Source organism: uncultured Agrococcus sp. (assembly GCF_945915485.1).
Taxonomy (GTDB): domain Bacteria; phylum Actinomycetota; class Actinomycetes; order Actinomycetales; family Microbacteriaceae; genus Agrococcus.
Map to the genome: position 1 here is coordinate 1 of NZ_CAMEFJ010000075.1, position 12661 is coordinate 12661.

Genomic DNA, 12661 nt, shown 5'->3' on the forward strand with positions numbered 1-12661 from the left:
TTCGAAGCCGACGGTGTTCGCGTGCACTTCAGCCATATGTTCCGGTTCGCGAGTACCGCGAAGACCGCGAAGATCGCCGAAATCCGGACCTACGCGATCGAGACGCGCGACTGAGCCGAGGGATCGCTCAGCGGACTCGATGAGGCGCACTCGATGCACGAATCTGTCCGCCCAGACGAGCGCGGAAAGGTGCTGAGTGCGCCTGGGTTATTCTCGACGAATGAGCACTGCCCCGCAGCCACCCCAGCATCCGCTCTTCCACGACTGGGTGGACTTCTTCAACGAAGGCAGGGAGTTCGCTGTCGTCGTCGACAAAGAACGACTCGTCAAGAAGCTTCGCGGCAATACAGCAGTGCTGGCCGCCATAGCGTTGACGCTCGCCGTCAGTCTCGGTCTCGGCGCGCTGCTGCTGTTCACCGACATCGGCAGAGTCGCGACATACGTGCTTGTCGCGCTCTTCATTGTGGTCACGGTGCTCCTGCTCTTCTTCCTGCTGGGGCTGCGCCGGAAATTGCGGGCGGCAGGTGCGTCCGACACATACTTTCGACTCTCGCGGCGAGGCATGATCGTCGCTGAGACACTGGAGATTCCGTGGGAGCTAACGACGGGCGTGGCGGTGGTCGATACTCGGGGGCAGCGAGCCGTGGGTCTCGTGCAGAAGCTCGGCCATAAGGCGGCCTCCGCCGCCGGCGCGGAACAGGTCGTGGTCTGCATTGGATTCAACGCCGATGTGACGAAGCCGCTGAGGAGCGGGGCGCACCCCGCGCTGCGCAGACTGTTCCTCACGACATTCGAGTTCGGGATGTTCAGGCTCGCTCTCGACCCGGCCGTTCCGGCCGAACAGCTCACGCGTTCGATCTATGCCATCCCCGCGGCGGCGAAATCCGGTGGGAGAGATGTCGTGATCACCGAGTCGAAAGGGCTGTACACGACCGCACTGGTCAGGCTCAGCAACGGAAAATCTCCCTTTGAGGAACTCCTCACGTTCGCCGACCCGGACGAACGGGGAGACGATGCAACCGGTACCGGCAGCAACGAAGCGGCGCGGCAGCGGCCGAAGCCGTGAACGTCGCGCGACGGCATACCGAACGATCTGATCGAGCGCAGTGTGCTGACCCCCGGCAGGCAACGCCCGCCTGCGGGATAGTCGACACACGCTTGCGATCGAGGGGCTCCAAGCCCTGCTGCAGCGCTACCCGGCCCTCGATGACGGCTTCGGCGATGCCCCGACCGATGGGATGCTCATCACCGGGATCGGGCAAGACCTCGGTACGATCATCTGGCTCGACTGGAAGGGTGATGAAGCCGCCTGGGTCAACGAGCAGATCGAAAGAGCCTGTGTCGCGCTAAAGCTTCGCCCTCCCGCATGGGGTGATGAGCGGCGCGACTCCGAACCGCGCATGGCGAGCGATCTCGTGAGAGCCGCAGACGCGGCACTCCGGCGCGTAGGGCAGCGGCTCTTGCTGATCGACCTGGACTCCGACTCCTATCAGGTTGTTCCCGTTTCGGCGGCCGATTTCTCAGCATTGCACGGTACATCCGGTGACGGCTATGAGCTGAAGAGCGTCGAGGACGCCGAGGGCACCATCGGCTGACGGGCCACTCCCGCGCTTGGTCGCGCGACCTCTGATTTCCTGGCGTCAGCTGTCGGCGTTCTCCGGCGGAGGGTTGTGCATGAACTCGATCCGGATGCCGCTGTCGTCCTCGACGAACGATGCGTAATAGCGCTCGTTGAATCGCGGGAACAGCTTGGGATCGCGCACAACCGACCAGCCCGCGCCGGTAGCGACAGCGTGCAGCCGGTCGACATCCGCCCTGGAGTCCAGCGCGAACGCGAGGTGCTGCCAGCCGACCCTGCCGTGAACGTGCGAGCCGTCGGGAGCGTCCCTGACGGGAAAGAGGATGAGCTCCGACTCGCCTTCCTTCCACCACGCGACGGAACCGTCCGCATCCTCGCGGTCGAATCCGAGCGCTTGCATGACAGCATCGAACTGTGCTGTCGATCTGGCCAGGTCGTTGACGGTGATACCGAGATGATCGAAGACAGGCATGGCGCAAGCGTAACGGCTACTGGTGGCGGCAGAACAGCATCTCCTTCAGTTACGCAGCGTTGCTTCCAGCTCCTCCGCCACTGCGGGCAGGCGTCGATCGTGCCGGATGCCGCGTATTCGATGCTCGATTCCGTCGCCCCCGTCAGCACCGCCGGCAGTGCGGTCGGGCTCCGCGCACACCGGTGGAAGGTGTCGCGCGTGATGTCGGACAGCGGTCACTGTCAACGAGTTCGCCTGTCGGTCGGCCTCCAATGCGATAATCGTGGCCGTCAGGTTGGTGAACGTGCGCCGCCCGGGGCCACGCGAGCAGTCTTCACCACGGCGCCGAACGAAATAGTGGATGCGGTCTCCAGCACGTCGGTAACGCTCGATTACCCGTCCCGGTACGCATGACTCACTGCGCCCGTCTGCCCCATGCACGATTCTCTGAGCTTCGATCACCAAACCCCCAGTACACTGAAAGCCGGATCGACCATCGATTCGATCTCCCTCTCCATCTACGAACGTGAGGCAGCAATGGGGCTTTTCAAGGCAATAGCGGGCGCAGTCGGTGGCGCACTCGGAGACCAGTGGCGTGATTTCTATACGGTGCCGGGCGGCCTTTCGCCAACAGCGGCACTGTTCGCCGCGGTGCCCAACGGCACGAACGCTGGCCGAGGATCGAACACGAGCGCCTCAGACGGTGTGATCACGAACGGCAGCAAGATCGTCGTGCCCGAGGGCTACGGTCTCGTGCTGATGCAGGACGGCGCCATTACCGGTTTCGCCGCTGAACCCGGCGGTTACGAGTGGAACTCGGACGCCCAGGACTCCCAGTCGATGTTCGCAGGCAACGGCTTCGTCAGCCCCCTGATCAAGACCTCGTGGGAGCGCTTCAAGTTCGGCGGCCGCCCCAGCGCACAGCAGCGCGCGTTCTTCGTCTCGCTCAAGGAGCTCCCCAACAATCGCTTCGGCACGCAGTCGGAAATCTACTGGGATGACGCCTACATGAACGCGCAGGTGGGCGCGGTTACACGCGGCACCTACACGATGCGCATCATCGACCCCATTCTCTTCATCAAGGGCTTCGTGCCGGCCAAGTACCTGCAGCCCGGCCAGGTGTTCGACTTCACCGACATCGACAACGACGCAGCGGCGCAGCTGTTCAACGAAGTCGTCGGTTCGCTTGCTCCCGCATTCTCGATGTACACGAACGACCCGTCCAAGGGCAACCGCATCACGCGCATCCAACAGGACTCCGTCGGCTTCGCGCAGAGCCTCTCGGCAGCGGTCGAGAACAATTACCAGTGGAGCTCTGGGCGCGGGCTCGCGATTATCTCCACCGCGATCATCTCGATCGAATACGACGAGAACACGCGCGAGCTGCTCAAGAACGTGCAGCGCGCGGATGCACTGTCGGGCTCGCGAGGCAACTCGAACCTGCAGGCCTCGGTTGCAGCCGGTTTCGAATCGGCAGGCGAAACGAGCGGCACCGGCGGCATCTTCGGCATGGGCATGGCCGCCGGAACAGCAGGGCTCGGCGGGCTCCAGCAACCGGTGCCCGGCGTCGGCCCCAATGCGCAGCAGGCACCCCCGCCGCAGTCGGCACCGGCGCATCCACCGCAGCAGGCGCCACACCAGCAGCCACCTTCAGCACCCCCGCCCCAGGCGGCGCCCGCGGAAGAGGATTCGTTCGCGAAGCTCACCAAGCTCAAGGAAATGCTGGATGCCGGGCTCATCACGCAGGACGACTACGACGCGGCCAAAGCGAAAGCTCTCGGCCTCTAGAGCAGCAGCATCATGAACGGTCCCTACGTACAGCAGCCGGGGGAGGGGCAACCCACCCCCGGCGCGCAGCCGCCCACCCAGCCTCCCGCTGGCCACACACAGCAGCATCCGCCCGTTGTCCCCGAACAGCAGATGCAGGCTCCTCACACGGCGCAGCAGCAGACTGCGCAGCCATCGGCTCCTGCACAGCTTCCGCACCAGCAGCAGGGGGCACCCGCTCCTGCCGCTCCGCAGGCGCCCGGCCATCCACCACCCGGGCAACAGACGCCGGGCCAACAGACGCCTGGGCAACAGACGCCTGAGGAGCAGCTCGCGGACCTGACCGGAGCGACGACGGATGGGCTCCGGGAGGTCGATACGAGCAACCAGAACCTGCAGGACGGCGTCAACCGGTGCCCGCGCTGCGGTGCGACGGACATTCAGCTGCGCGCCTCCTCCGGTATGCTGATGTGCCTCTTCTGCCGCCACGAATGGTCGGAGAAGCAGTTCGATCAGAACAAGCTCGGCAATGTGCCGATCTCCGATCTTCGCGGCACCGTCATCGGCACGGGCGCCGCCGAGATTCAGGCGGACGTCAACGAGATCGTGACGATGAAGTGCTCCGGCTGCGGTGCCGAAGTCGTCGTCAATACGGCCGAGGCGATGTCGGCGCGCTGCCACTGGTGCCGGCACAATCTGACCGTCAACGAGCAGATCCCGAACGGGGCTGTTCCGGATGCCGTTTTGCCATTCGCGCTCACGCGCGATCAGGCGATCGAGCGAATCCGCGAGTTCACCAACAAGCGCAAGATGTTCGCCGATCGTACGTTCCGGAAGGAATTCCGGCCGGAGAACGTCGCTGGTGTGTACATGCCCTACATGGTCGTCGACGCGAATGCGAGCGTCGACGCTGTCGGCGAAGGCGAGGTGCAGACGCGCCAGTACACGCGCAAGCGGGGCGATAAGCGCGAGACCGTGTACGACGCGGACGTGTACCGAGTGGAGCGTCACCTCGATTTCATGACCGACGACCTCACCCTCGAGTCGTCTGCCGAGCGAGCCGACATGAACACGCTCGTCAACACGAACAACATCATCAACACGATCCTGCCGTTCGATACCGAGAACGCTGTGCGATGGAACGCGAACTACTTGAACGGGTTCTCGTCGGAGAAGCGCGACCAGGACGTCTCGCATCTGGAGCCGGTGCTCGAGAACCAGCTGCTGTCCATAGGTCGTTCGCGGTTGACCGAGTCCATTCGCAACTACGGTCGTGGAGTGCGGTGGGAGGCCGAGCGGATCAACGTTCGCGGCACACGCTGGGTGTCGATGTATCTGCCGGTATGGCTGTATTCGTACTATCACACCGAGCGCGGCAAGAACATGGTGCACTACATCGCTGTCAACGCGCGCACTGGCGAAACGATGGGGAGCATCCCGGTCTCGCACGGTCGCTTGTGGATCGCGGCGATTACCTCCGGCACGATCATTGAAGGCGCAGCGATAGCAGCATTGGTGGCAACGCTATGAACACACTCCTGATTGCACTTGCGACCGTTCTGCCGATCGCGAGCTCGTCGTCGGACGGCTACCTTCTCGCGCTGTTGCTCGCCGGCCCCGTCGGCGGTGGGGTCGTGTACTGGATGATCTACCGGTATTACCGCAACACCGACAAGACGCATCACTTCGAAGCCGAGACCCGTGTGGAAACTCGCCCGGCGACGGGAAGCGACACGAAGGTCAACTCGATTCGGGGTACGCGTCGCCGTGCGATTCCCGGCCGGAATGACGGAGATCACCGAACTCGCGTTCGCCGCTTCTAGCGTGATGCCGCATCCCGTGGGCGCATTACTGCGCTGCCGGTAGGCGTGGGGCTCGGGTCCTGTGCGTTTCTCGACGGGGTTCGGCGTCGCGGGCGACTCACCCTGCCGGCAGGAGCGACATCGTCACACGCGATCTCCTAGGCTGGTGGTAACGAATGGGGGTACGTATGACCCGTCAGGTTGTTATCGCCGGCGCTTCCGGCCTTATCGGAACGGCGCTTACCGACCGGTTGCGAGAGCGTGGAGATTCCGTCACGAAGCTCGTGAGGCGCCCGCCCGAGCGTCACGACGAGCGCGAATGGGACCCGGCAGCAGGGCGACTGGAACCGGATGCCATCGAGGGTGCCGATACCGTCATCTGCCTCAGCGGGGCGAGCGTCGGCCGCCTGCCCTGGACGCACAACTACCGCAAGGCACTCGTCAACTCACGGCTCGACAGCACGCGAACGATCACGGATGCCATTGCGGCCCTGGGCAGTGACGCGCCCGCATTCATCTCGGCGTCTGCCGTCGGGTTTTACGGGAGTGTTCCTGGCGCTGTTGTGACGGAGCAGTCGCCTCCGGGTCAGACCTTCTTGGCAAAGCTGTGCATTGCGTGGGAGGCCATGGCGTGCCGCATCGAGTCGGTGACGCCCGTGACGCTGCTGCGCACCGCGCCAATCCTCGACCCCAAGGGTGTGCTCGCGCCCATGATCGCACTGACGCGGCTCGGTGCTGGCGGTCCGCTCGGTGCGGGCACGCAGAAGTGGCCGTGGATCACACTCGAAGACGAGGTACGAGCAATCCTCCACGTGATCGACAACAACGTTGCGGGGCCCGTGAACCTCGCAGCACCGGACATCGTCACGCAGAACGACATCGGTCTGGCGCTCGCGGGCTATCTCGAGCGACCGTACTGGCTGCCCGCTCCCGAGTGGACGCTGAAGACCGTGCTGAGCCCGGAAGCCGTCACCTCGATGCTGACCGTGGACGCTGATGTACGCCCCTCGGTACTGGAAGAAACGGGCTTCGTGTTCGAGCATCCCGAACTCCGAGCTGCCATCGTCTCGACGCTCGGGTAGTCGGTCGCGCCTTGTGCGTGAAGCCGCGAAACACGGCGTTTTTCACGATTCGCGCTGAGAGGCGGCGGATTTTGCCGGTTGAGTAACGGATCGCCGTCTTTCGGTGCATCTTGTCGTATTTCAGATTCATGTAGGCGGCAGGGACGGGATGCTGTCTCCGGTCATTAGTGCCTGTTTTGTCACTAGGATGGCCGCTGACGGTGGTGATGTAAGTCCGTTGACAGCGACGACTGCAACCCTCGGGTGCCCAAGTCTGTCGCCCCAGCGGTGGTCACGAGATGCGGCGATTTTCGGGTTTTGTACCGAGAGGCGGCGGTTCTTGCCGGTTCTGAAGCGCAGCGCCGTGTCTCGGTGCCCTCCCGTCAGACTCTGAGGCCGACGCCCATGTCCTTTGCCGCTGCCGGAGCAACTGTGAGTCACGGCCACTTTCGCGGTTCGAGCTGATGCGCAGCAGCGCTTGCCGTGTTCGAGCACAGTGCCAAGTCTCGTCCCCGGCACTACGCACCGGGCGCGCCGAGCAGGAAATTGCAACGCGCGCCGGTGAATTCAATTGAGCTGTATAATTAACCGGATACTAAAAGATCGAATCGGAGGGTGTGCATGGACTCGGTGGGCCCGGCCGCCGCGCTCGAAAACGTCACGGTTCGATACAGCAATGGCACCGTCGCGCTCGATGCAATCGACCTCGAAATCCAGCGCGGTGAGATCGTCGGGATCGTCGGCGAATCCGGAGCCGGCAAATCGACCCTCCTGCGCCTGCTCGACGCCACGGAGCGGCCGACGGGCGGCCGAGTGCTCATCGACGGGATGGATCCCGCGCCCGTGCGAGAGCGTGAACGACGTCGGATGCGGCATCGCATCGGCATGGTGTTCCAGTCGTTCAATCTCCTTTCGAATCGCACGGTTGCGCAGAACGTCGAACTGCCGCTCCGGCTGCAGCGTCGAAAAAACCCGGAACTCGTCGCGGAATTGCTCGAGTACGTGGGGCTAGCGGATAGAGCCAAGCACTTCCCCGCACAGCTGTCAGGAGGGCAGAAGCAGCGCGTTGCCATCGCGCGGGCACTCATCACCCAGCCGACGCTCCTGCTCTGCGATGAGCCGACTTCCGCGCTCGACGAACGCACGACATCCGACATTCTCCGTCTGCTCGCCGCGACGCGGGATGACTTCGGCACGACCATCGCGCTCGTCACCCACGAGCTCGCCGCCGTGAAGACCATCTGCGATCGGGCCGTCATCCTCGAACGGGGCGAGCTGAAAGCGGCCGTGCCGGTTGCGAAAGCCGATCGCGGTGAGCAGGGCACCTATCTCGACCACGCGAAGCGGGTACTCGAGGCATGAACGACTTCATCGACACGATCGTCGATTCACTCACCGCGAACGCCGACCAGATCACGGTCGCATTAGCCGAAACCGGCTACATGCTCGGCTGGTCGCTCGCGGCCGCCGTACTCATAGGGTTGCCGGTCGGTGTCACGATCTTCCTCACGCGACCCGGCGGCGTCCGTGAATCGAAGCCGATCTGGCACATTGCGAACCTCTACGTGACCGTCGTGCGGTCCTTCCCCTTCCTGCTGTTCGTCGTGTTCATGATTCCGCTCACGCGCACGGTGTACGGCACGACGTTCGGCACTGCCGCAGCGACGTTCCCTCTCTGCTTCGTCGCGGTCGCCCTCTATGCGAGACTCGTCGAGCAGATTCTGCTCGAAGTGCCCTCCGGCGTACTCGTCGCGGCAAGGTCGATGGGAGCGAGCACCTTCCAGACGGTCACGCGCTTCCTGCTCGTGGAAGCCCGCTCCGGCCTCGTCTACGCCCTCACGTCGGCATCCATCAGCATCATTTCCTACTCCACCGTTCTGGGTGTCGTCGGAGGTGGCGGGCTCGGTGACTTCGCCCTCCGCTACGGCTACCAGGAATACGACTACCCACTCATGTACACGACGATCGTGATCGTCATCATCTGCGTACAGCTGCTGCAGGTCGGGGGCCACCGGCTCTCGGTTGCCATCGACCGCCGCTGATACGCGCCACGAAAGGACACCAACCATGCGTCTACGCGCTACTGCCGCTCTTTCGGTCGCCGCGCTCGCCCTGGCAGCGACGGGATGCGCATCCGGCGACGCGGGAACCGCTGACGGCGAGACCGTCACGGTACAGATTGCAGCAACCGTCACCCCTATGACCGACGCCGTCGAAGCCGCCGCGGACGTCATCGAGGACGGCTACGAGATCGAGCTCGTTCCCGTTTCCGACTACGTGCAGCCGAACACGCTCGTGCACAATCGCGAGATCGATGCGAACCTCGTGCAGTTCGAGCCGTTCATGCAGGACTACAACGACAAGAACGACGCGGACCTCGTGTTCATCCAGCCGGTCTACTACGTCGTCGCCGCGTTCTACTCGCAGTCTCTCGACTCACTCGACGAACTGCCGGAGGGCGGGAGCGTCGTGATTCCCAATGACCGATCGAACGCGGCCCGTGCGCTCGAACTGCTCGCTAGCGAAGGCATCATCGAACTCGACCCGGACGCCGAGCCCTTCGATGCGACAATGCGCGACATCGTCGACAACCCGCGGAACCTCGATATCACACAGGTCGACCTCATGCAGCTCAACACCGCATACGAGGAAGCCGATGCGGCGTTCAACCTGCCGTCCTTCGCTCGCCACATCGATCTCACGCCTGAGGACGATGGCATCGCAGTAGAGTCGGACGACCGTTTCGGGCTCGGGCTGGTCGCTCACGCCGACAATGCCGACTCCGAGGCCATCGGCGCCGTGCAACGTGCGCTCACGAGCGACCACGTGCGCACGACGCTCGAGGATCTCGGTGTGCCTCCGGCGTTCTAGTGGGCGCGGCGACCGCTCGATTCGCGTAAGCTAGAAGAGCACCGGTAATCTACGCATCTTGGGAGGGGCTCGTGAGTTCACAGCAGCCAGACACGATCAGCTCAGACGAAATCTCTTCTGGCGAGCAGCGAAGCGCTGCACCGCCGTCGCTCGGCGCAGTCATTCTCGTCATGGTTCTCACCGCACTCATGCTTGCCGGTTTCTACCTCATGGGTATCGCATTCCGAACCGAAGGCTGGGAGCTACTCATGTTCCTCGGTGGTTTGGTGCTAGCGATGTTCCCGTTCTTCGTCGTATTCTCCTGGCTTTCTGACGGACGGGACTAAGAGGTCGCGCCAATAGGCTGCGGTGGCTGCGGTGTGCGCTGTGGTTCTCGAGCTTCGTTGTCGTCCTCGAGCGCAGCTCCACTGCGCACTTCCCACTCCGCCTTGCTCAAAAACCACACCGCGCATCCTCGCTTCATCGCCCCTATTGGCTTAACCTCTAAGAGGTCGTAAAGAGGCTGCCGCGGGTACCAGCCGCGGCGGTCTTTTCACCGTTTCGGGATGCGGGCGACGCATGACTCTGCGGGTCGTAGCTGAGCAACATGCTTACGATTCGGTTACAGCCATAGCAAACCGGGCCAACGCGCTCTACCGTTATGGCTATGGCCTCCCGTAGTCACAGTCACCGCATGGGCGCCCTCATTGCCGGTCTTGCGCTGAGTGCGCTGCTCGTGGCGTGCTCGGAGTCGGCTGCGCCCGTGCAGGAAGCACCATCGGATGCTCCTGCTCCGGAGGCGGAGGAAATCGTCGATGAGAGCCCTACCGGTCTTGAGGAGACCGACTTCGGCAACCTGACCTGGTCTATACGACCCGGCGGCAACATGCCGGAAACGGTGCAGGTGGAGTTCGAGGACGGCGTCGCAACAGACGGCATCGTGCAGTACGAGGTCGGTGACGTCGTGCATACTGAGCTGAACGATGATGCCCTCATGGATGCCGCGGCGCAGATTTTCATCATCGATGGCAACGCCGTGGAAGAGCAGTGGTACCTGTGGCTCTCGGAGGAGGGGGATCCGAAACAGGTGACGCTGCCGGTCGCGCGTGCGGCACACTGCGGGACGGCCCTGCACTCCGTCGAAGCGGTGGATGGCGGCGGTGTCGAGATTCACGAGACGCGGCGTCACATAGGGGAGTCCGGGCTCGCCTGTTCGGAGACCGGAACCGATGAGCGCGTTCGTACCGTCATCGCGGTCGAAGCCCGCAATGAGGGGGAGTGGTGGCCGGTGCAGGTCGACCCCAGGGGCGGCTTCGGCGGGCTGTGCCCGGTCGCGAGCGACTACGAGTCGGTGACCTACAGCGGGCCGCTGCACGCGGTGCCGGATGCCGAAGCAATGGAGGTCAGCGGTGGCGAAACGACCTGGGTGTTCTCGGTCGAGCCCTGGCCCATCTACGGCGAGGACTTCCCCGGCTGGGTGCTGGTCGGGGTCCACGACCAAGAGGGCGAGATGTGGTGTGCCTGGGCCGAGGCCCAGTAACGCCGACCGCCGGCGCCGAGGCGGCGCGATGTCTCAGCGTTGGGGCAGCGGCCCCCGCAGCCAGCGTTCCAGCCGGTCGTAAGCCTCCTGCCGCACCTCACGTCGGGAAAGGAAGATGTCGTGGATCGCCCCGTCGATGTGCTCGATCGACACGGAGGGGCCGAGCTTCAGCGCCGCTTCGGCAATGTTCTCGACGACGATGACGGAATCGACTCGTGTCAATTCCTCCATCCACTTCGTGGGCGCCACGAACTTCTTCGACAGCATCGTGAGCACGGGGACGTCGATCGCGAGCCCCTTGGCGACTTCGGCGTGGCCCTGCAGAATCGCCTTCACCCATCCGGCGTGCACCGGTGCGCTGTTCGGCGGCCGCCACGCTTCATCGATCGTGTACGGGTCGTCGGGGTCGTACACCTCTTTCTGCGCGCGCGAGTAGTAGCCGAGATCGATGGTCGGCGCGGTTGCGAGGGGGTCTCGACGGCTGCGCCACTCGGCAACCGGCGCGAGCGCTGTCCTCGTGTGGGCTCCGAGCTGAAACTCGAGCCAGGGGCTGTTCAACACCACTGCGCTTGCGACTCCCGGGTTCCTGTTCGCCCAGAGGCTGAGCACCAGGCCGCCCGTCGAATGGCCCATGAGCACGATGCGGCGAGGGCCGGACGGCTCCTCCCGCACGACCCGCAGCGCCGATTCGATGTCTTCGTCGTAGGCTCGCAGGTCGGCGACGTAGTTCAGTGCCTGCCCGGGCAGCAGGCTCCTGCCGTACCGACGGAGATCGAGTGCGAAGAATCGAGCCCCGCGGGAGGTCCAGAACCGAGCGAGCCGTGTCTGAAAGAAGTAGTCGGACCACCCGTGCACGTACAGCACGTCGATGTCTTCGAACTGTCGTCGACGCTGCCACAGGCGCCGCGGCTTCGGCAGACTTCGCACGATGGTTGCGACGACGGTCTGATCGTCGGTGTCTTGTTCCGGTGTCAGTCGGAGGGTTCGCTGCTCGAAGCCAGGCCCCAGGATGTCCTCGCGCCAGCCCTCTTCCATACCTTGAATCTATCAAGAGTGTTTCCCGTAGCAGTGAGCCGCGCGAGTGGCAGGAATAGGGCGCACTCCGGACACGTTCGAAATATAGACTGGATTCACTTCATGCTGACGGAACAGGGGGTCGAGGACGTGCCAGTGACGGCAGCACTGCTGCGAACCGCTGAGAGCAGCCCCGAACGGTTGGCGATTGTCGGCGAGGATGCGCGGCTCACGTACGCCGAGTTGCTGGCGGATTCACGCCGCGTGTTCGCCGCCGTCGACGCACTGCACAACCGGCAGGAGCATCCGCCCGCGCCCGCTGCCGAGACGCAGGGCACCCCGATCACAGCCATCAGTCTTGAATCCGCCTTCCACACCTCGCGTATCATCGCCGGGCTCGCCGGCTACCGGGCCGTCTCGGCAACGATCGACCCGCGATGGCCGCTCGAACACAGGGTGCGCGTCATTCTGGCGACCGGTATCGGCGTCGTCATCAGCGACGCGGGCGACCTCGCAGAGGCGCTCGAACGCGAACGGTGGGGTGGCACCGTGATCGGCAGCGCAGCATTCCTGGCTCACGAGACCGGCGTTACGCCG

Annotated in this window: 13 protein-coding genes and 1 pseudogene; 12 read left to right on the forward strand and 2 right to left on the reverse strand. The window is 64.0% G+C overall.

Annotated elements, in window-relative coordinates:
* Window positions 1-220 precede the first annotated feature (220 nt).
* Together Q0O95_RS10925 and Q0O95_RS10930 are read left to right on the forward strand one after the other, a co-directional pair.
* Window positions 221-1066 (forward strand): hypothetical protein, encoded by an 846-nt coding sequence (locus Q0O95_RS10925; protein ID WP_293698419.1) that lies wholly within the window; start codon window positions 221-223, stop codon window positions 1064-1066.
* Between the two features lie 172 nt (window positions 1067-1238).
* Complete coding sequence (locus Q0O95_RS10930; RefSeq protein ID WP_293698421.1) at window positions 1239-1595, forward strand: hypothetical protein; 357 nt, start codon at window positions 1239-1241, stop codon at window positions 1593-1595.
* Between the two features lie 45 nt (window positions 1596-1640).
* Here Q0O95_RS10930 and Q0O95_RS10935 read toward each other — a convergent pair whose 3' ends face one another.
* Window positions 1641-2051: a VOC family protein gene (locus tag Q0O95_RS10935; protein ID WP_293698423.1), complete on the reverse strand. Its 411-nt coding sequence runs from the start codon at window positions 2049-2051 to the stop codon at window positions 1641-1643.
* Between the two features lie 516 nt (window positions 2052-2567).
* Between Q0O95_RS10935 and Q0O95_RS10940 the strand changes: the two genes are divergently transcribed.
* From Q0O95_RS10940 to Q0O95_RS10980, 9 genes are all read left to right on the forward strand, one after another.
* Complete coding sequence (locus tag Q0O95_RS10940) at window positions 2568-3818, forward strand: SPFH domain-containing protein (protein WP_293698426.1); 1251 nt, start codon at window positions 2568-2570, stop codon at window positions 3816-3818.
* Window positions 3819-3830: 12 nt separating this feature from the next.
* Window positions 3831-5327 carry a TFIIB-type zinc ribbon-containing protein gene (locus tag Q0O95_RS10945; protein WP_293698429.1) on the forward strand — a complete coding sequence of 499 codons (1497 nt, stop codon included), beginning with the start codon at window positions 3831-3833 and terminating at the stop codon, window positions 5325-5327.
* On the forward strand, window positions 5324-5620 hold the full coding sequence (locus Q0O95_RS10950) for a hypothetical protein (RefSeq protein ID WP_293698431.1): 297 nt from the start codon (window positions 5324-5326) through the stop codon (window positions 5618-5620). The genes Q0O95_RS10945 and Q0O95_RS10950 overlap by 4 nt, the downstream gene beginning before the upstream one ends.
* 167 nt (window positions 5621-5787) lie before the next feature.
* On the forward strand, window positions 5788-6681 hold the full coding sequence (locus Q0O95_RS10955) for a TIGR01777 family oxidoreductase (RefSeq protein WP_293698433.1): 894 nt from the start codon (window positions 5788-5790) through the stop codon (window positions 6679-6681).
* Between the two features lie 600 nt (window positions 6682-7281).
* A complete protein-coding gene (locus Q0O95_RS10960) occupies window positions 7282-8022 on the forward strand; it encodes an ATP-binding cassette domain-containing protein (RefSeq protein WP_293698435.1) in 741 nt (246 codons plus the stop codon).
* Complete coding sequence (locus Q0O95_RS10965; protein ID WP_293698437.1) at window positions 8019-8702, forward strand: methionine ABC transporter permease; 684 nt, start codon at window positions 8019-8021, stop codon at window positions 8700-8702. The genes Q0O95_RS10960 and Q0O95_RS10965 overlap by 4 nt, the downstream gene beginning before the upstream one ends.
* 25 nt (window positions 8703-8727) lie before the next feature.
* A complete protein-coding gene (locus tag Q0O95_RS10970) occupies window positions 8728-9531 on the forward strand; it encodes a MetQ/NlpA family ABC transporter substrate-binding protein (RefSeq protein WP_293698440.1) in 804 nt (267 codons plus the stop codon).
* Between the two features lie 71 nt (window positions 9532-9602).
* The gene (locus tag Q0O95_RS10975; RefSeq protein ID WP_293698443.1) at window positions 9603-9857 is read left to right on the forward strand and encodes a hypothetical protein; all 255 of its coding nucleotides are present in this window, start codon (window positions 9603-9605) and stop codon (window positions 9855-9857) included.
* Window positions 9858-10204: 347 nt separating this feature from the next.
* Entirely contained in the window at window positions 10205-11050 is an 846-nt protein-coding gene (locus tag Q0O95_RS10980; protein WP_293698446.1) for a hypothetical protein, read from the forward strand.
* Between the two features lie 33 nt (window positions 11051-11083).
* Here Q0O95_RS10980 and Q0O95_RS10985 read toward each other — a convergent pair whose 3' ends face one another.
* Window positions 11084-12085 (reverse strand): alpha/beta hydrolase, encoded by a 1002-nt coding sequence (locus tag Q0O95_RS10985; RefSeq protein ID WP_293698449.1) that lies wholly within the window; start codon window positions 12083-12085, stop codon window positions 11084-11086.
* Between the two features lie 102 nt (window positions 12086-12187).
* Here Q0O95_RS10985 and Q0O95_RS10990 point away from each other — a divergent pair.
* Window positions 12188-12661, forward strand: a pseudogene (locus Q0O95_RS10990) (long-chain fatty acid--CoA ligase); the annotation flags it as partial.

What these genes read in the sequence shown, in the direction of transcription:
- Q0O95_RS10955 (WP_293698433.1), top strand. Translation starts at nt 5,788, where the DNA reads ATGACCCGTCAGGTTGTTATCGCCGGCGCTTCCGGCCTTATCGGAACG.
- Q0O95_RS10960 (WP_293698435.1), top strand. Translation starts at nt 7,282, where the DNA reads ATGGACTCGGTGGGCCCGGCCGCCGCGCTCGAAAACGTCACGGTTCGA.
- Q0O95_RS10930 (WP_293698421.1), top strand. Translation starts at nt 1,239, where the DNA reads ATGCTCATCACCGGGATCGGGCAAGACCTCGGTACGATCATCTGGCTC.
- Q0O95_RS10950 (WP_293698431.1), top strand. Translation starts at nt 5,324, where the DNA reads ATGAACACACTCCTGATTGCACTTGCGACCGTTCTGCCGATCGCGAGC.
- Q0O95_RS10935 (WP_293698423.1), bottom strand. Translation starts at nt 2,051, where the DNA reads ATGCCTGTCTTCGATCATCTCGGTATCACCGTCAACGACCTGGCCAGA.
- Q0O95_RS10925 (WP_293698419.1), top strand. Translation starts at nt 221, where the DNA reads ATGAGCACTGCCCCGCAGCCACCCCAGCATCCGCTCTTCCACGACTGG.
- Q0O95_RS10940 (WP_293698426.1), top strand. Translation starts at nt 2,568, where the DNA reads ATGGGGCTTTTCAAGGCAATAGCGGGCGCAGTCGGTGGCGCACTCGGA.
- Q0O95_RS10980 (WP_293698446.1), top strand. Translation starts at nt 10,205, where the DNA reads ATGGGCGCCCTCATTGCCGGTCTTGCGCTGAGTGCGCTGCTCGTGGCG.
- Q0O95_RS10945 (WP_293698429.1), top strand. Translation starts at nt 3,831, where the DNA reads ATGAACGGTCCCTACGTACAGCAGCCGGGGGAGGGGCAACCCACCCCC.
- Q0O95_RS10985 (WP_293698449.1), bottom strand. Translation starts at nt 12,085, where the DNA reads ATGGAAGAGGGCTGGCGCGAGGACATCCTGGGGCCTGGCTTCGAGCAG.
- Q0O95_RS10970 (WP_293698440.1), top strand. Translation starts at nt 8,728, where the DNA reads ATGCGTCTACGCGCTACTGCCGCTCTTTCGGTCGCCGCGCTCGCCCTG.
- Q0O95_RS10965 (WP_293698437.1), top strand. Translation starts at nt 8,019, where the DNA reads ATGAACGACTTCATCGACACGATCGTCGATTCACTCACCGCGAACGCC.